17 protein-coding genes and 2 tRNA genes are annotated in these 16,486 nt (G+C 32.9%); 8 read left to right on the top strand and 11 right to left on the bottom strand.

The genetic code is table 11. The annotated features are described in order from the left end of the window. The first annotated feature begins 255 nt into the window (after positions 1-255). The gene (locus DESAMIL20_RS00955) at positions 256-1,086 is read left to right on the top strand and encodes an energy transducer TonB (protein ID WP_158090468.1); all 831 of its coding nucleotides are present in this window, start codon (positions 256-258) and stop codon (positions 1,084-1,086) included. Here the strand turns inward: DESAMIL20_RS00955 and DESAMIL20_RS00950 are convergent. The 4 genes from DESAMIL20_RS00950 to DESAMIL20_RS00935 all read right to left on the bottom strand — a co-directional run bounded on the left by DESAMIL20_RS00950 (position 1,052) and on the right by DESAMIL20_RS00935 (position 3,190). After that, positions 1,052-1,633, bottom strand: a complete 582-nt coding sequence (locus DESAMIL20_RS00950; protein ID WP_086033008.1) for a ribonuclease HI family protein — start codon at positions 1,631-1,633, stop codon at positions 1,052-1,054. The genes DESAMIL20_RS00955 and DESAMIL20_RS00950 overlap by 35 nt on opposite strands. Beyond that, positions 1,630-2,334 carry a zinc ribbon domain-containing protein gene (locus tag DESAMIL20_RS00945; RefSeq protein WP_086033007.1) on the bottom strand — a complete coding sequence of 235 codons (705 nt, stop codon included), beginning with the start codon at positions 2,332-2,334 and terminating at the stop codon, positions 1,630-1,632. The genes DESAMIL20_RS00950 and DESAMIL20_RS00945 overlap by 4 nt, the downstream gene beginning before the upstream one ends. A 9-nt stretch (positions 2,335-2,343) precedes the next feature. Beyond that, complete coding sequence (locus tag DESAMIL20_RS00940; RefSeq protein ID WP_143340212.1) at positions 2,344-3,105, bottom strand: Nif3-like dinuclear metal center hexameric protein; 762 nt, start codon at positions 3,103-3,105, stop codon at positions 2,344-2,346. 9 nt (positions 3,106-3,114) lie between these two features. Beyond that, positions 3,115-3,190, bottom strand: a tRNA-Ile gene (locus tag DESAMIL20_RS00935). Positions 3,191-3,388: 198 nt separating this feature from the next. Between DESAMIL20_RS00935 and DESAMIL20_RS00930 the strand changes: the two genes are divergently transcribed. Next, positions 3,389-4,174, top strand: coding sequence for an enoyl-CoA hydratase-related protein (locus tag DESAMIL20_RS00930; protein ID WP_086033005.1), 786 nt, complete (start codon positions 3,389-3,391; stop codon positions 4,172-4,174). After that, positions 4,175-4,888 carry an enoyl-CoA hydratase/isomerase family protein gene (locus DESAMIL20_RS00925; protein ID WP_086033004.1) on the top strand — a complete coding sequence of 238 codons (714 nt, stop codon included), beginning with the start codon at positions 4,175-4,177 and terminating at the stop codon, positions 4,886-4,888. A gap of 7 nt (positions 4,889-4,895) precedes the next feature. On the opposite strand, the gene DESAMIL20_RS00920 is transcribed toward DESAMIL20_RS00925, so the two are convergent. Continuing rightward, positions 4,896-4,971: transfer RNA gene (locus DESAMIL20_RS00920), tRNA-Gly, on the bottom strand. Between the two features lie 90 nt (positions 4,972-5,061). On the opposite strand from DESAMIL20_RS00920, the gene DESAMIL20_RS00915 reads away from it, so the two are divergent. The 5 genes from DESAMIL20_RS00915 to DESAMIL20_RS00895 are packed head-to-tail and all read left to right on the top strand — an operon-like array spanning position 5,062 to position 10,441. After that, the gene (locus tag DESAMIL20_RS00915) at positions 5,062-6,609 is read left to right on the top strand and encodes a DUF445 family protein (protein WP_086033003.1); all 1,548 of its coding nucleotides are present in this window, start codon (positions 5,062-5,064) and stop codon (positions 6,607-6,609) included. A 3-nt stretch (positions 6,610-6,612) separates the two neighbouring features. Further along, complete coding sequence (ychF, locus tag DESAMIL20_RS00910) at positions 6,613-7,677, top strand: redox-regulated ATPase YchF (RefSeq protein ID WP_086033002.1); 1,065 nt, start codon at positions 6,613-6,615, stop codon at positions 7,675-7,677. Next, positions 7,674-8,621, top strand: coding sequence for a bifunctional riboflavin kinase/FAD synthetase (locus DESAMIL20_RS00905; RefSeq protein WP_086033001.1), 948 nt, complete (start codon positions 7,674-7,676; stop codon positions 8,619-8,621). Before ychF ends, DESAMIL20_RS00905 begins: the two co-directional genes overlap by 4 nt. 17 nt (positions 8,622-8,638) lie before the next feature. Then, complete coding sequence (locus DESAMIL20_RS00900) at positions 8,639-10,078, top strand: menaquinone biosynthesis decarboxylase (RefSeq protein ID WP_086033000.1); 1,440 nt, start codon at positions 8,639-8,641, stop codon at positions 10,076-10,078. Between the two features lie 9 nt (positions 10,079-10,087). Beyond that, positions 10,088-10,441 (top strand): carboxymuconolactone decarboxylase family protein, encoded by a 354-nt coding sequence (locus DESAMIL20_RS00895; protein WP_086032999.1) that lies wholly within the window; start codon positions 10,088-10,090, stop codon positions 10,439-10,441. Here DESAMIL20_RS00895 and radA read toward each other — a convergent pair. From radA to DESAMIL20_RS00865, 6 genes are all read right to left on the bottom strand, one after another. After that, positions 10,431-11,702, bottom strand: a complete 1,272-nt coding sequence (gene radA, locus DESAMIL20_RS00890; RefSeq protein ID WP_086032998.1) for a DNA repair protein RadA — start codon at positions 11,700-11,702, stop codon at positions 10,431-10,433. The genes DESAMIL20_RS00895 and radA overlap by 11 nt on opposite strands. After that, positions 11,699-13,000, bottom strand: coding sequence for a UDP-glucose dehydrogenase family protein (locus DESAMIL20_RS00885; protein WP_086032997.1), 1,302 nt, complete (start codon positions 12,998-13,000; stop codon positions 11,699-11,701). The genes radA and DESAMIL20_RS00885 overlap by 4 nt, the downstream gene beginning before the upstream one ends. A gap of 29 nt (positions 13,001-13,029) precedes the next feature. Then, the gene (gene speE / locus DESAMIL20_RS00880; RefSeq protein WP_086032996.1) at positions 13,030-13,872 is read right to left on the bottom strand and encodes a polyamine aminopropyltransferase; all 843 of its coding nucleotides are present in this window, start codon (positions 13,870-13,872) and stop codon (positions 13,030-13,032) included. Between the two features lie 72 nt (positions 13,873-13,944). Then, positions 13,945-14,511, bottom strand: a complete 567-nt coding sequence (locus DESAMIL20_RS00875) for a 2-oxoacid:acceptor oxidoreductase family protein (protein ID WP_086032995.1) — start codon at positions 14,509-14,511, stop codon at positions 13,945-13,947. A gap of 11 nt (positions 14,512-14,522) precedes the next feature. After that, entirely contained in the window at positions 14,523-15,344 is an 822-nt protein-coding gene (locus tag DESAMIL20_RS00870; protein WP_086032994.1) for a thiamine pyrophosphate-dependent enzyme, read from the bottom strand. Next, the gene (locus DESAMIL20_RS00865; RefSeq protein WP_086032993.1) at positions 15,341-16,483 is read right to left on the bottom strand and encodes a 2-oxoacid:acceptor oxidoreductase subunit alpha; all 1,143 of its coding nucleotides are present in this window, start codon (positions 16,481-16,483) and stop codon (positions 15,341-15,343) included. Before DESAMIL20_RS00865 ends, DESAMIL20_RS00870 begins: the two co-directional genes overlap by 4 nt. Between the last annotated feature and the right edge of the window lie 3 nt (positions 16,484-16,486).

Here is a 16,486-nt window from a genome sequence, read left to right as displayed (position 1 = left end):
CCCATTTAATTGTATAAAAATTATAGAATAAATCAATTAATTTTACATTGAATATCACAAACAAAATTTTTGATAACCTCTTTAAATACTTTTAAAAATATATATACTCTAAGCTATGATTTATAGTGGCCGAAAAAGAAGGTGTCTTTTGCTGTATGCGCTTTGCGCTAATAAAAAACTTAAAATGAACAGGTAACATTAAAAATAAAAATGAAGTTTTTGTCTTTTGCTTTTTCTGTGGTAATTCACTTATTATTGATAGTTTTGCTATATCTACTAATTGTTCATAACAAAAAACCTATAGCAAAACTATCTCCACCAGTATATCACGTAGATATTGTACAATTGCCAAAACAAGAACAAAACACACAGCAAAAACAGCCGCACATTATAGCGTCAAATATCAATAGGCAGACTAAATCCAAAATATATTCAAAAACAGAAAAGATACCATTAAAAAGCGCACCGCAATCTAAAAGAAAAAGCGTACCTCAAAAAACACACAATAAAGAGCAAAAAATAGTCAAACCCTCGCAAAATCAAGAAATTGCAAAGAATGCTCAAGTTCTAAAGCAACCAAAATCTATTTCAAGCGCAACAAAACAACAAAATTTAACCAAAAATACTCCATACAAAATTTCTGGTAACTTATTTTCGCAATCCAACAAAAACACACCTGCTATAAACCCAAATCAAAAATATCAAGGCACAAGCAACGTGAAAGAGTACGAAAGCCCAAATGCAAAAAAAGAAGCAACTATTGAAATAGGAACAGAGTCAATAAAATATGTTTCTTATATGAAACTACTTAAGGATAAAATACAAAATGTGTGGGTTTACCCAGAGCAAGCCCGTTTAAAAAACCAGCAGGGTACCTTGCTTGTAAAGTTTGGTATTAATAAAAATGGTTCGCTTGCTTATGCAGAAGTTATTCACTCCAGTGGATATCCTATTTTAGATGAAGCAGCAATAAAAGCCATAAGGGAAGCCTCACCATTTAATCCACTACCAGAAAGATTTGGTGTTGATAGGCTCAACATATACGCAACATTTACCTATGAGCTAGTTTACCATTATGTTCAATAGCCGATTTTGCCAATTTATCAGCTTTAGCATTAAAACTTCTAACTATATGGTTAATCTCAAAATGCTCAAATTTTTCTATTAACAACCGAGCCTCTTTATTGAGTTTTTTTAAATGCTCCTGTTTTACAGCATAAACACCCTTTATCTGTTTTACAACTAATTCAGAATCAGAAAAAACTTTTATTGATTTCACGCCAAAATTTAGTCCATTTTTTAACGCTTCTATAAGGGCGGTATACTCCGCTTCGTTGTTAGTTTTTTCACCAATATACTCAGACACTGTATCGATAATTTGTTCATCTTGTATAAATACTATACCAATACCAGCATGTCCTGGGTTATTACTAGAAGCACCATCTATATAAGCACTTAGGGGTTTATCTGGTTCAATTAAATGATTTTTTTTGGCAAGCGGTTTATCTATTTCTAAGTCTCCGCATATTTGACTTATCTTGCCAAAAAAATCATCAATTGAAATACCAAAATAATCAGCGGTTTTTTCTACTGATTTAAATTCGCAAAATTTCTTGAGTAAGTCTAATTTCATTCTTTTTTATACAATATTCTTCCACAATTTGGACAGTAAACAATTTCTTCGGTTTCTTCAACAAGTACAGATACTTGTGGTGGTAATTTTATAAAACAACCATAACACGTTTCATCCTCAACTCGCACCACAGCACTACCTTTGGCCCACATGGAAATTTTATTGTATTTTGATAATAGATTAGGATTTATGTCGTGCAACATGGTCTGTCTTTCTTCATTAACTTTTTCAATTTGCCTATCAATATCTTCTTTGATTTCAGATAATTGAATATCAAAAGCTTCCAATTTTTGTTTTGTTTCATCTAATTGCTGTTGAATTTCACTTATTTTCTTGTTCTTGTCATCAACTACTGCTTGCATTTCTAAAATTTTGTCTTCCAAGATACTTTTATTGGTTTTTGCAATAGTTATTTCACTGGACAACGCATCTGATTGCTTCTGGTTTTGAACAGCACTGCTTTTTTCATCAAGCTTTTCAAGCAAAACTTCCTTTTCTTCAAGTAGGTTTTTTTTAAAATTTAAATCCTCAAGAATCTCATTTAGTTCCTCTTGTGCCTGCTCCATATTCAGTGTATGAGCAGTTAACAATTCTTCTAATTTTTCCCTTTCTTTAAGCTTTTTAGCGAATTCAGATTCAAGCTGATAAATTCGCTTATCGTATTCTTGAATTTTTAAGAGCATTTCTATATCAGCATTCATTAACACCTCCTATATATAATCCCATGGGATATAATCTTTAGTGCTTTTTATTACTTTAACATCCAAATCTTTTAAGCACTCAAATAGTATGTCTTTAGACCATACTTCCGTATAAAAATGTGTTGCATCGATAACATTAATACCATTTTGCTGAGCAAATATCGCGCTGTGATGTTTAAGGTCACCTGTAACAAAAACATCAATATCAAAGCCTTTTAGTTTGTATATGTAATCTGCACAACTGCCAGAGCAAATTGCTATTTTTTTAATAGATCTGTTGTGAGATGCAATGTACTTTAATATTGGCACATTTAGTGTTTTTTTTACAAACTCAATAAACTGACCAAACGTTTGCTCTTTTTCAAGCTCACCTATAAAAGTTGGCTTTAAGTTTTCTAACATAAAAAAGTTTTTCAAAGAAAATTTTTTGCACAAGTGGTAATTTAAACCAAAGGGTGCAATATCTAAATTAGTGTGCGCTGCATAAATGCTTATTTCATCTTTAGTAGCCCAATATAGCACATTTTCTGGATAAAACTTATAATCAAAATTTTTAAGTGCTTGCAAAAACAACGGATGATGGGCAATAATTAAATTACAATCGTTTTGTTTTGCCTCTTCTATAGTTTCTAATCTTATATCCAAAGTTAGTAAAATCCCGCTTAATATATTGTGCTTGAATAAAACTTGAAATCCTGAATTGTCCCAGCTTTCTTGGAAGGATAAAGGAAAATAACTTTCTAACGCTTCAATTGCTTCAAAAATAAACATCAAATTTTTTGGTGGGCCCACTAGGACTCGAACCTAGGACCAACCGGTTATGAGCCGGTGGCTCTACCAACTGAGCTATGGGCCCTTAAACTTTGATAATTATAACGAGCAATATTTTTTTGTCAAGAAATTTTATAAATTTTAATTTCAAGAAAATGTATTTTATAGCTTGAATGAAATATTAAATCAAAGGGGATTCTTGAAAATGATTTTCTTAACGTAAATGTTATGCAAAAGTTGACAAAAAAGCTAATTTTTAGTAATAAGAATAAAGGAGGAAAGTATGAGTCTTAACTTTTTTGAAACTCAACGTTTAGGTAACATAGAGCTGATTTATTTTCTCAATGAGAAACATGCAAGCGCACAAACGTGGGAATTTTTTACTGAACTGATAGAACTAATTGAGAACATTGAAAAGGATGATACAATTTATTCAACTATTTTTGCAGGCAAAGGTAACCATTTTAGCGCTGGTCTTGATTTTAATGACTTTTTAAGTCATTTTGGGCATTTAATAGGCAATGATAGTAAAGAACTTTACGAAACAATAAAAATTATGCAAAAAGGTATGAACTTAATGTTTGGTGGGAAAAAAATCTATATTGCAGCAGTAAGTGGTTCCTGTATAGGCAGTGGACTTGATTTTATCAGTGCATGCGATCTAAGATTTTGTAGCCAGGATGCAATTTTTTCTCTAAAAGAAACGCAGCTTGGCATAGCTGCGGATTTAGGCTCACTTCAGAGGCTGCCTTTTATAATTGGTTTTAACAACACAAGAATGTTGGCTTTTAGCAGTAAAAATATTGACGCGAAAACAGCAAAGCAAATAAATTTAGTTAACGATGTATTTGATGGTAAAGAACAGCTAATTAGTGAAGTTTTAAAGATTGTGCAAAGTTTCACAAAAAACCCAACAAGTGCATTGTTTGCAACCAAGCAATTTATCAACAACCTTATCAAAGAAATAGTAAATACCCAGCTAGACTCAATAGCGCAGTTTAATGCTAAATTTTTAAATATCCGTGATATGCAGAATAATCTACCAAAAATTTTTAAAAAGGAGCAATAAATGACTCGAATATTAACAGACAAAAAAGACGATATAGCCTATATCATTATGAATAATAAAGAAAACAGGCATGATATAGTATTTGCAAATGAATTTTTGGAAACTCTAGATGCCTGTATTTCAGATCAAACCACTAAGTCAATAATAATAACATCAAATGATGAAAAAAATTTTTCTCAAGGCATAGATGTCGAATGGATAAAAACAAATCTAAAAGAAAAAAATTACAACATAATCAAAGAATTTTTGTACAAAATGAACAAGGTTTTCAAAAAAATCATATTTTCATGCGTGCCAACAATTGCACAGATCAATGGCCACGCATTTGGAAATGGCGCACTGTTGGGATTAGCGTGTGATTTTCGGTTTGCAAGGCAGGATAGAGGTTTTTTTTGTTTTCCAGAGGTTGATGTAGGCATACCATTTTTACCTTCGATGATTGAATATTCTAAAAAAGCTATAAATTACCAATACTATCAAGAAATCGTATTTACGGGCAAGCGTTGTACTGCAGACGAACTCGAAAAACAAGGCGTAATAGTAAAATCTGGCGCTAACGTGGAAGAATTAGAGGGCATTACATTTGATTTTGCCAAAACATTAGATAAAAACAGAGTCATTTATCAAAAATTAAAAGATAGGATTTTTGCAAATATTAAGGAGGCATTTGAAAAAGATAAACATTATATTGAAACGTTAGATATTTTTGCTTAAGAATGAATGGAGCGGATGACGGGATTCGAACCCGCGCCCTCAAGCTTGGGAAGCTTGCACTCTACCAGCTGAGTTACATCCGCAAAAAAAATTCACAATTAATGATATATATAACATCGTGCATTTGTCAAGTAATTTGATTTTAGATGCTAAGTGTTGTATAATTTTTTGCCATGAATGATAAAAAGAAGATTGCAAATCTTTTTCTTTTAGGCTCTATTATTGTCTTTATAGCATTTCATCTTTTTAACAGCCAAAATGTATTAGTCTATATTATACAAAAAGCCTCAGAAGCTGCTGTTGTTGGCGGTTTTGCTGATTGGTTTGCTGTAAGTGCTTTATTTAAACACCCTCTTGGCTTAAAAATCCCGCATACAAACATAATTGAAAATAACCGACAAAAGCTTATTGATTCTATAGCAAAAACTGTAAGTGACACGTGGTTGTCAAAAAAATACCTTGCTATTCAAATAAACAACATTGACCCGTCAGCAATTGTACTTAACTTATCAAAAAAACATCGCTACATTGCAGCTCTTAAAAAAATTGCAAAGAAATATACTACAAAAATTATAGCCTTTGCATACACCAAACAGTTTGATTCCATGCTTCAAAAATATATAGATAACTACATCTACAAATTAAATTTCTACGATATTTTCAAAAATAATGCTCAAAATTTATTTAAAAGCTCTCTTTATGATGAAGCCTATAAAGCCTTATCAATGCAGGCAAAACATTATATTTTAAATCTAAATAGTGAAAAATTGGTGCAGTTTGCTATTAAATATTTGGATAGTGATATAAAGACAAAACTCTCACCAATACTCAAAAATGCTTTAGAGAATAACTTTGATAAATTAATAGAAGATTTATGTGATTATGTTGTTTTATTAATAAATCGCAACAAAGACACAATATCTATATACATAGAAGAATTTATAGAAAGCTACAAAAATAAAGCCATTTCAAAAGATATAGTAATCACATTACTTGAGGGCTTTAATATCATTGATAAAGAGGCGCTATCGCAAGAACTGATTGAACAATTAAAACGACTAATCCTTGAAATAAAGCAAAATCAAACGCACAGTATAAGGTTGAATATAAAAAATTATGCCATAAGCCAAATATATACCTACGAACCAAAGCTCTACACTTATGTATTAGAATTAATTCAGTATGAGCTAGAACAAAACGTAACTAAAATAAAAAACTTTTTTTTGAAACAAATTGATGATCCAAATACATCCCAAAAGATAGCCTACTGGCTGAATTTAGCCATAAATAGCAATCTAGCACTAGACTTTTATAAGCAAAATGAATTTAAAATAAAAATGTTTATTTCTGCAAATATACAAAACAGCATAAAAAGCTTTGTAACAAAAAACAAAACAATAATTACAAAAAAAGCAAATTTTGAAAAGTACTTTAGCTACATTCACAACTACATTATAAATCAACTCTTGCAGCACAAATACGAATTTGACAGCTTTGTAAAGCAAAAATTGACCTATATAATGCGTCAAAACCACCATTTGATAGGAAAAACCGTTAAAAATTATTTAAACGATTTAAAACACGAACAATTGATATACCAAATAGAATCAAAAGTGGGTAATGATTTGCAATATATAAGGATAAATGGCTCAATTGTAGGATCAATTGTTGGCTTTATCATAGCAATAGTAAGTTTGATTATAAAAAATTTTTTGAGGTGAGAAATGAGTTTAGAATGCGGAATAATTGGCTTACCAAATGTCGGAAAATCAACCACATTTAATGCACTATCAAAAGCAAACGCAAAAAGCTCAAATTTCCCATTTTGCACAATAGAACCAAATGTTGGCATAGCCTTAGTTAAAGACAAACGCATTGACATTTTGGCAAATATTGTTAAACCTGCAAACATAGTCTATCCAACCGTAAAATTTGTGGATATTGCTGGTCTTGTAAAAGGTGCAAGCAAAGGTGAAGGGCTTGGAAATCAATTTTTGTCACATATAAGAGATGTAAATGTAATCGTTCATCTTGTTAGATGCTTTGAAAACGAAGATATAATTCACGTTGAAGGTTCTATTGACCCCAAAAGAGACATAGATATAATAAATACAGAAATTATTTTATCAGACTTACAAATTGTAGAAAACAAGCTATCTAAAGCAAAAAAAGCCAATAAACAAGAAGCTGTCATTTTGGAAGAGATAAAGTCAAAACTAGAAAAAGGTGAAAAGCTATACGATCTAACAAAAGACCAAGAATCGCTCATAAAAGAGCTAAAGCTCATTAGTGCAAAAAAAATGATTTATGTGTCAAATGTTGATGAAAAAAGTATAAATGGCAACAAATATACAAAAATAGTTGCCCAAATAGCAAGTCAGGAAAAAGCACCTTTTATGATTATATCAAGCAAAATTGAAGAAGACTTAGTCCAGATGGAGGACGCAGAAAAAAAAGAATATTTAGAGATGCTTGGTTTAAATGAATCTGGTCTTGAAAAATTATCAAAATTAGCCTATGAATTGCTTGATCTAATCAGTTTTTTTACAGCAGGGCCAAAAGAAGTTAGAGGTTGGCCTATAGAAAAAGGTACAGTAGCAAAAAAAGCGGCCAAAGAGATACACTCAGATATTGAGCGTGGTTTTATAAGAGCAGAAGTAATAAGCTTTGATGATTATGTAAAAAGCGGTGGCGAAAAACGAGCAAAAGAAATGGGGCTGGTTAGGCTTGAAGGCAAAGATTACATGATACAAGATGGCGATATAGTCTATTTTAGGTTCAATGTATGAAACCAATAGTAATTAGAAATATAAATGATTTACCAGAGATAGACTATACAATTGTAGCACTTGGTAATTTTGACGGTATTCATTTAGGCCACCAGCAACTTCTCAAAAAAATTGTTGAAATTAAACAAAAAACTAATGGCAAAACAGTTGTTTTTACTTTCTACCCTCACCCGCTAAAGATTATAAAGCAACACAATCAGGCATTCATCATGCAATCATTTAGAGAAAAATATGAAATTTTGTGTAAATTTAATGTTGATTATATTTTTTGCGCACGTTTTACCAAAGAATTTGCGATGATGCACCCACAAAGCTTTGTAAAAAAATACATGGTAGATGGACTAAAAGCAAAAGAAGTGTGTGTAGGCTACAACTACACATTTGGGAAACTAGCTTTAGGGAACACCCTAACTTTAAAAGAGTATTCAAAGGAGTTCGGCTTTAAACTGCATATAATACCAGCTTATAAAATTGATAATATTACAGTAAGTAGTTCAAAAATCAGGAAATTCCTTAAATCTGGAGAAGTTGAGCTTGCAAACCAATTTTTAGGCAGGCTCTACTCTATAAACGGCATTGTAAAAAAAGGCAAACAAAGAGGAAAATCCCTAGGCTTTCCAACGGCAAATATCTATTTTAACCGTCCACTTTTATTACAAGAAGGCGTTTATGCGGGGTTTGCTAAAATAAACGATATTTTTTATAAAGCGGCTATAAATGTAGGTTCAAACCCAACATTTGGAGATCAAATAGTGCACATTGAAGCCTATCTGATTGATTTTAACGGTAATTTATACAATAAACGCATAAATTTATACTTCGTAAAATACATAAGAGAAGAAATAAAATTTGATTCAAAAGAAACACTTTTGGAGCAAATAAAAAGCGATGTAGAAACTATAGATTTAAGTTGCAATAAAGATACACTTTCTTGCGCTTTTTAAAAGTAGGAGGAAAAAAAATGGTTTTTAAAGATCTACAAGATTATATAAATACCTTAGAAAAAAAGAAAGAGTTGCTTAGAGTAAAAACAGAAACAGATCCGGTGTATGAGATGGCAGAAATTGCAGATAGACTTGTAAAACAAAATGGAAAAGCTGTATTATTTGAAAAACCAAAAGGCTCTAACTTTCCTGTTGCTATGAACCTTTTTGGTACAATACAACGCACACAATTTGCATTTGGCGTTGATAACTTAAATGAGCTTGGTGATAGAGTAAAAGAACTGATAAACATCGAAATTCCAACAAATTTTTGGGATAAATTAAGGAATATTATGAAATTTAAAGAATTATCGCACTATTTGCCAAAAATAGTAAAAAAAGCACCTTGTCAAGAAGTTATAGAAGATAATGTAGATTTGTTTAAATATCCTATACTAAAAACATGGCCTCAAGATGGTGGACGCTTTATTACGCTCCCACTTGTGTTTACAAAAAATCCCATTACTGGAAAACAAAACTGCGGCATGTATAGAATGCAGGTTTTTAGCAAAAATACTACAGGCATGCATTGGCACATACACAAAGATGGTGCATATCATTGTAGATATTATAAAGAGAATAATCAAAAAATGCCTGTTTGCGTAGCAATTGGAGCTGACCCTTTAACGATATATTCTGCTACAGCGCCACTTCCAGAAGACATTGACGAGATGCTCTTTGCTTCCTTTTTGAGAAAAGATGGCGTAGAACTTGTAAAATCAACTCTATATGATATATATGTGCCAGCTAATGCTGAAATTGTACTAGAAGGCTTTGTTGATCCAAATGAGCTTGCCTTAGAAGGTCCATTTGGTGATCATACAGGTTACTATTCTCTTGCCGATTATTATCCAGTTTTTCACATACAGCGCATAACCAGAAAAAAACACCCAATTTATCCAGCAACAATTGTAGGCAAACCACCAATGGAAGATGCATATTTAGGTAAAGCCACAGAGCGCTTATTTCTGCCGATTATTCAAAAGATTTTGCCAGAGATTATAGACATCAATTTGCCCATTGAGGGAATTTTTCATAATTTTGCATTTGTTTCTATCAAAAAACAATTTCCGGGCCACGCATTTAGAGTAATAAACGCACTGTGGGGTCTTGGGATGATGAGTCTGACAAAGATTATTGTGGTATTTGATGAAAATGTAAATGTACAAAATATATCAGAAGTTATATGGAGACTTGGAAACAACATTGATCCTCAAAGGGATATAATATTTACAAAAGGCCCTGTAGATGTGCTAGATCATGCATCAAATATAGCTCAAATGGGCTCAAAAGTGGGTATAGATGCCACAAAAAAACTAAAATCAGAGGGTTTTTTGCGTGATTGGCCGGATGATATCCAAATGCCAAAAGAAATTAAAGATTTAGTAGACAAAAATTGGTGCAAATATTTTAAATAAGAGGTGTTTATGAGACCCAATATGATCAAAAATGCACATGATCTTATTTTGGATATGGAAAAAAATTTTAGCGACATCAACAACAAGTCAGAAAATAAAGGTAAAGTGTTTCAAGACTTTTTGGATGAAGTATTTAAAGATAGTCACCTTGATGCAAAAACTAAAGCTTTGATTGGAGTAGCTTTATCAGTTCAGAAACAATGCAAATGGTGCATTACATACAGCGTAAATTTAGCTTTAAAAAATGGTGCTACAAAAGAAGAAATACATGAGGCAGGTTGGGTTGCTGTAGCGCTGGGTGGCTTTAGTGCATATACCTACATGCAAATTTTAGCAAAGAGCTTAAATGACCTTACAAAATAGCTTTTAAAAGCTTCTCGACATTTGGCGTGTTTTCGTGCAATAATAATTTAACATTTGAGTTTTTTAACTTTTGTTGGAGAATGTCTGGGAGTTTGGTTTTTCTTACATTGCCTAAAAGATCAATTTCACCTAAAAATACATAGTTATTGCTCATAGTGATCTTCTTTAAAGACGAAATAATGCTTGCAACAACAGCCATATCAACAAGCGTGTTGTTTACTTTAAAACCACCGATAACATTGAGATAAACATCGTATTCAAACATAGGCAACCCTAGCCGTTTTTCTATAACAGCCAAAAGCATATTGAGACGATTCAAATCAAAACCTACGCTTGTCCTCCTTGGCATGCCAAACGGACTTTTAACGCATAACGCTTGAATTTCTATAAACATTAAGTATGAACCTTCTAAAATAGCACCAATAGCTTTACCTTCTAATTCTTTTGTGTCTTCTATATAAGTCAAAAAATCATCTTCGATAATGTTTAACCCACTTTCTGTCATTTTAAAAATTACAACAGATTCTGTACTTGCAAAACGATTTTTAGTTGCTCTAAGCAACCTATAGTTATACTTATCATCGCTTTCTAAGTAAAATACAGCATCTACTAAATGCTCTAAGGCTTTTGGACCAGCAATGAGGCCTTCTTTTGTTATGTGGCTTACGATAATTATTGTTTTGTTGTATTCTTTAGCTACCTCAATAAGTTTTTGAGCGCATAGTCTAACCTGGTTAATGCTGCCGATAAAAGAATCAACATCATTAGAATAAATCGTATGAATTGAGTCTATTACAAATAAATCATACTTCTGTTTTATAGCAAAAATAATATCATCTAAATCGTTTGATTCTAAAACTGGTATTTTACTATTTAGCCTTTTTGCTTTTAAACTTAGCTGGATCGCTGATTCTTCTGCACTTATATATAAAACTTTAGAGCTATTTTCAACTAAATATTTTGATAATTGTAATAACAATGTGGATTTGCCAATACCTGGAGAACCAGCAATTAAATACACACCACCTACTACAAAGCCTCCACCTAAAAATTCGTCAATTTGTTTTTGGTTCGTTTTGTAACTAAAAACTTCTGTTGATTCTATTTCGTCTAATTTTATAATTTTAAGATTACTACTTTTTTCTTTATTTTGATTTTCTTGTTTTAGCGTATTCCACTGGCCACAATTTGGACACTTGCCTGCCCACTTTGTCGTCTTAAAGCCACAATTTGAGCATACATAGTAAGTTTTTTCTTTCATCGACCAATGCTAAAGCATGCTTTTGTATATTTTTTCAAAATATTTTTTTCCCATATATTTCTACCATCAACAACAATTTTATCTTTAAATCTTTTAAACTCTATGTTTTTAAATTCATTCCATTCAGTTACCAAAATTAACACATCGCATTTTTCCAAAGCCTCATACTTATCGTTTACGATATTTAAATTTTTATCTTGAATGGGTAAATTCTTTACTATTGGATCATAGGCGAAAATTACTGCGTTATGTTTTAATAATTCATTTATAATGTTAAGCGAGGCTGCTTCTCTTGTGTCATCCGTATCGGGCTTAAAGGCAAGCCCCCATATTGCGATTTTTACACCATTTAAATCTATACCAGCGCCTTTTAATATTTCGATAGGTTTTATTTTCTGCTTTTCATTAACTTTCATAACTGCATTTAAAATGGAGGGGTCAACATTGTATGCTTTAGATGTATGTATTAAAGCCTTAACATCTTTAGGAAAGCATGAGCCGCCAAAGCCTAAACCTGCTTTTAAAAAATAAGGACCTATACGTTTATCCAAACCCATACCTTTTGATACAATTTCAATATCTGCACCGATTTTTTCACTCAGATTAGCCATTTCGTTGATAAAAGAAATTTTTGTTGCCAAAAAAGCATTAGATGCGTATTTTATCATCTCGGCTGTTGGCAAATTTGTGATAATCATTGGCGGGTTTAGCGTAGAGTAAAGAGAAGCTGTTTTTAAAGCTATATCTTTGTCATCGCTGCCTATTATTATTCTATCTGGGTTCATAAAGTCTTCTACAGCTTTGCCTTCTCTTAAAAACTCCGGGTTTGATACTATACAAAAGTGTTTTTCTGGCTCTTTTATGCCTTTTTTTAACAATTCATCCGCAAGCAATTTAGCTGCCCATCTGCCTGTTCCAACTGGCACGGTTGATTTGTTAACTATGACTTTAAAATCATTTTCTGTTATACACGATGCAATAGTCTTAAGCGCATCACTTACATAGCTCAAATTCGCAGAACCATCTGGGCAAGACGGTGTGCCCACAGCAATAAATATAAAATCTGAATTTTTAATTGCGTATGTATAGTCTATTGTAAATTCTATATTTTCAGATTCCTTATCTAAAGCAAAAATTTCGTCCAATTGTGGCTCATAAATAGGAATTTCACCCTTTTTTAGTTTCTCAATTTTTTCTTTATTTATATCAAGACAAATAACTTTATGTCCAAGATATGCAAAACAACTACCCGTTACTAAGCCTACATAGCCTGTTCCCAAAATAGATATTTTTTCCATAAAAATCACCTTCTATATGTAAAATGAAATTATTTTATTAATTCTAAAACAAACTGAGGTAAAGCAAAACAAGCCTCGTGAATTTGACGGTTATAGTATTTATATGTATGAGAATTAATACTGTATAATTTTTCATTGAAATAATTATGTAGGTTTATATTTTTATACCCTATAGAAAAAAGCCACATACCGGAGGGGTATGTAGGGATAAATGCACAGTAATTCAATGTATTTGAGCCAAAAGCTTTCTGCATATTTTTTCTTGATTTTAAAAACCAATCTGGGCTATAGTATGGGTTTTCTGCTTGCGCTACAACTATACCATCGTCATTTAAAATTTTGTACACATTAGTGTAAAACTGACCGCTAAATAATCCTTCTGCTGCTCCAAATGGATCTGTTGAGTCAATGATAACTAAATCGAATTTTTCATTTGTATTTTTAACAAATTCTACGCCATCGCCAATAATTATTTCAACACGCTCATCATTATAACCACATGCAGTAAAATCTAAAAATTTTTTAGAATTCTCAATAACTACGTTGTCTATTTCAACTTCTATTATTTTTTCAAAATCATACTTTATTAATTCTCGTACAGTGCCGCCGTCACCCCCGCCAATTATTAGCGCTCTTTTTCTACTTTTTAACGACATTACAGCAGGTGCAGTAATCATTTCATGGTAAACAAATTCATCTTTCTCCGTTAGCATAACAAGACCATCAAGTAACATTACCCTACCATATTGATATGTTTCTATTATATCAAGCCTTTGATAAGTGCTTTGTTGCGTAGTCAGAACATTTTTTACTTTAAATGTTAAACCTGCATCATTTCCATACTTTTCCGTAAACCACATTTCTGGATTCATATCACCTCCTTCTTAATAAATAAAAAAGAAGGGATAAACCCTTCTTTTAAAATTAAATTGAAGTAAAAGCTTTTATTTACCTTTTTCAACTTTTAATCTTTTAGCTATTTCAATACCAGTTTCGTAGGCTTTCATGTTGAGATCTAAAAATGCAGCAGGTACTCTATCTGCTATCGCTTTCTTTACATTCTCCCTATCAAAAATACCCGTTAATTCAATTGTCATGCCTACAGCCAAAATATTAGCCGTAACAACATTGCCTATGTCGTATTTAGCTGTTTTAACAATAGGATAACCATATACATCCCATTTTTTATGATCTTCTTCTGGAACATTGACAAGACCGCTATCTACTAAAACTATTGCTCCGCCCTTTAAATCTTTTTTGTACATATCGTAGGTTCTTTGGTCAAGCGCAAGCAAAAAATCAATATGCGTTGCTTCTGCAAATTGGATTGGCTCATCTGAAATTATTACATCAGCTTTTGTTGGACCGCCACGAACCTGCGATGTATAAGTGGGAACTTGTGTGGCATATTTATTTTCATAGTAAACTGCTGTTTCTGCTATAATCGTGCCGGCAAGCATATTGCCTTGTCCGCCTATACCAACGAATCTTAATTCATAATGCAACCCCATATTAATCTCCTTTAAGCCTTAGCTTGAGCTTTTTCAATAAGCTCTTTGTAGCTTTGCGTGTATTCTTTTTTCGTAGAATCATCTACAAAAATACCCGTTATATATTTACCCTCAAGCTCTTCTTTGGCAAGTTTTGCTGATTTTGCCTGGCTAATTGTAACACTCTTGATATAATCTACTAATTTTACTGGATCTCCAAATTTGTTTCTTCTACCCCATTGTATATGACAATTGGATAACGCGTCAACAACACTTGTGCCTTTATGTTCAAGTGCTTTTTTTATGTAGTTTTTTAATATTACAGGTTCCGCCACAGAGCCCCTTGCTACAAACGTTGCGCCAGCACCTTTTGCAAGCTCTACTGCGTCAAATGTTGGATCAATATTTCCTCTTGGCATAGTTGAAGCTTTTGTGCCAGTAGGCGTAAGTGGAGAATACTGTCCCCCAGTCATACCATAAATCCAGTTATCCACAATTATTAATGTAATATCGATATTTCTTCTACAAGCATGAATAAAGTGATTGCCACCAATTGCTGTCATATCACCATCACCAGAAAACACTACAACATGCATATCTGGATGACACATCTTTATAGCAGTAGCTGCAGGTACTGCCCTTCCATGCAGTGTGTGTAGTGTGTGAAAGTTTACATAGCCAGACCCTCTAGCAGAACACCCAATGCCAGATACCATAGCAACATCATTATTTTCCCATCCAAGCTCATCTATTGCCGTCAATAAAGCTTTCAAAACAGTACCATTGCCACAACCAGGACACCAGTATAGTGGCAATTTGTCCATTCTTAAATATTTTGAGTAATCAACACTCATTTAGATACCTCCTCAATTTTTTCGAGTATCTGCTGAGGCCTAATAGGAACTCCAGCGGCTAGCAAAACAGTAAAAACTTCTGAGTTTCCTCTTACGGCTCTTTGTACTTCGTACAACATTTGACCTAAATTAATCTCGCTAACAATTATCTTTTTGAATTTCTTGCTTAAATCAAATATTTGTGTCTCTGGGAATGGCCATACTGTAATTGGTCTAAACATACCTACCTTAATACCTTTTGCTCTAGCCTCATCAATGGCTACTCTTGCTGCTGTTGCATTTGTTCCATACGCTACAACAAGCAAATCAGCGTCATCCACCATATAATATTCAAAGCTTTCAATATCTTTTGTATTATTCATTATCTTGTTTATCATTCTTTCTTCGTCTTCTTCAACTTTTTTGGGATCAACCGTTGGAAAACCAGTCTTGTCTTTATTTAAGCCAGTCATATGGAACTTGTACTTTCTCCAGTTTTCTTTATTTGGTAAAGGCGGTACCATACCAAAGCGCTCTACGTCGTACGGATAATATTCTTCTGGTGACACTGTTGGTTGCGTTCTTTCAATGATTTCAAAATTTGAAATATCTGGGATCTCAACCCTACCATGCAAGTGGGCAAGTACTGCATCTGTTAATAGCAAAACGGGTGTTCTGTATTTTTCTGCTAAATTAAAGGCTCTGATTGTTTCTGTGTATGTTTCAATCAAGGTTGATGGTGCAAGCGCAATTATCATATGATCGCCATGTGTACCCCAACGCGCTTGCATATAATCAGATTGAGACACACGGGTTGGTAAACCCGTAGATGGGCCACCTCTCATGACATCAACGATAACAAGTGGCAGTTCCATCATGCAGGCAAGTCCTAAACCTTCTTGCTTTAAAGATAAACCTGGACCACTTGTAGCAGTCATTGATTTATACCCAGCATAACTGGCTCCAACGGCTGCTATTACACTTGCAATCTCATCTTCAAATTGCATAAACACGCCACTAACTTCAGGCATTCTTTTAGAGAAATGCTCTGGTATTTCACTTGAAGGTGTTATAGGGTATCCTGCATAAAACCTGCAGCCAGCGGCTATGGCAGCTTCCACCACTAACTCATTACCATTTGCTATTTCTACGTTAGACATCTT

The sequence above is a fragment of the Desulfurella amilsii genome, from assembly GCF_002119425.1.
GTDB classification, from domain to species: domain Bacteria; phylum Campylobacterota_A; class Desulfurellia; order Desulfurellales; family Desulfurellaceae; genus Desulfurella; species Desulfurella amilsii.
The sequence above is the reverse complement of the archived record's forward strand: the minus strand, read 5'-3'. Positions and strand labels throughout refer to the sequence as shown.

What these genes read in the sequence shown, in the direction of transcription:
- radA (WP_086032998.1), bottom strand. Translation starts at nt 11,702, where the DNA reads ATGAAAGAAAAAACTTACTATGTATGCTCAAATTGTGGCTTTAAGACG.
- DESAMIL20_RS00905 (WP_086033001.1), top strand. Translation starts at nt 7,674, where the DNA reads ATGAAACCAATAGTAATTAGAAATATAAATGATTTACCAGAGATAGAC.
- DESAMIL20_RS00875 (WP_086032995.1), bottom strand. Translation starts at nt 14,511, where the DNA reads ATGGGGTTGCATTATGAATTAAGATTCGTTGGTATAGGCGGACAAGGC.
- DESAMIL20_RS00950 (WP_086033008.1), bottom strand. Translation starts at nt 1,633, where the DNA reads ATGAAATTAGACTTACTCAAGAAATTTTGCGAATTTAAATCAGTAGAA.
- DESAMIL20_RS00930 (WP_086033005.1), top strand. Translation starts at nt 3,389, where the DNA reads ATGAGTCTTAACTTTTTTGAAACTCAACGTTTAGGTAACATAGAGCTG.
- DESAMIL20_RS00925 (WP_086033004.1), top strand. Translation starts at nt 4,175, where the DNA reads ATGACTCGAATATTAACAGACAAAAAAGACGATATAGCCTATATCATT.
- DESAMIL20_RS00915 (WP_086033003.1), top strand. Translation starts at nt 5,062, where the DNA reads ATGAATGATAAAAAGAAGATTGCAAATCTTTTTCTTTTAGGCTCTATT.
- DESAMIL20_RS00870 (WP_086032994.1), bottom strand. Translation starts at nt 15,344, where the DNA reads ATGAGTGTTGATTACTCAAAATATTTAAGAATGGACAAATTGCCACTA.
- speE (WP_086032996.1), bottom strand. Translation starts at nt 13,872, where the DNA reads ATGAATCCAGAAATGTGGTTTACGGAAAAGTATGGAAATGATGCAGGT.
- DESAMIL20_RS00900 (WP_086033000.1), top strand. Translation starts at nt 8,639, where the DNA reads ATGGTTTTTAAAGATCTACAAGATTATATAAATACCTTAGAAAAAAAG.
- DESAMIL20_RS00885 (WP_086032997.1), bottom strand. Translation starts at nt 13,000, where the DNA reads ATGGAAAAAATATCTATTTTGGGAACAGGCTATGTAGGCTTAGTAACG.
- DESAMIL20_RS00940 (WP_143340212.1), bottom strand. Translation starts at nt 3,105, where the DNA reads ATGTTTATTTTTGAAGCAATTGAAGCGTTAGAAAGTTATTTTCCTTTA.
- DESAMIL20_RS00945 (WP_086033007.1), bottom strand. Translation starts at nt 2,334, where the DNA reads ATGAATGCTGATATAGAAATGCTCTTAAAAATTCAAGAATACGATAAG.
- ychF (WP_086033002.1), top strand. Translation starts at nt 6,613, where the DNA reads ATGAGTTTAGAATGCGGAATAATTGGCTTACCAAATGTCGGAAAATCA.
- DESAMIL20_RS00865 (WP_086032993.1), bottom strand. Translation starts at nt 16,483, where the DNA reads ATGTCTAACGTAGAAATAGCAAATGGTAATGAGTTAGTGGTGGAAGCT.
- DESAMIL20_RS00895 (WP_086032999.1), top strand. Translation starts at nt 10,088, where the DNA reads ATGAGACCCAATATGATCAAAAATGCACATGATCTTATTTTGGATATG.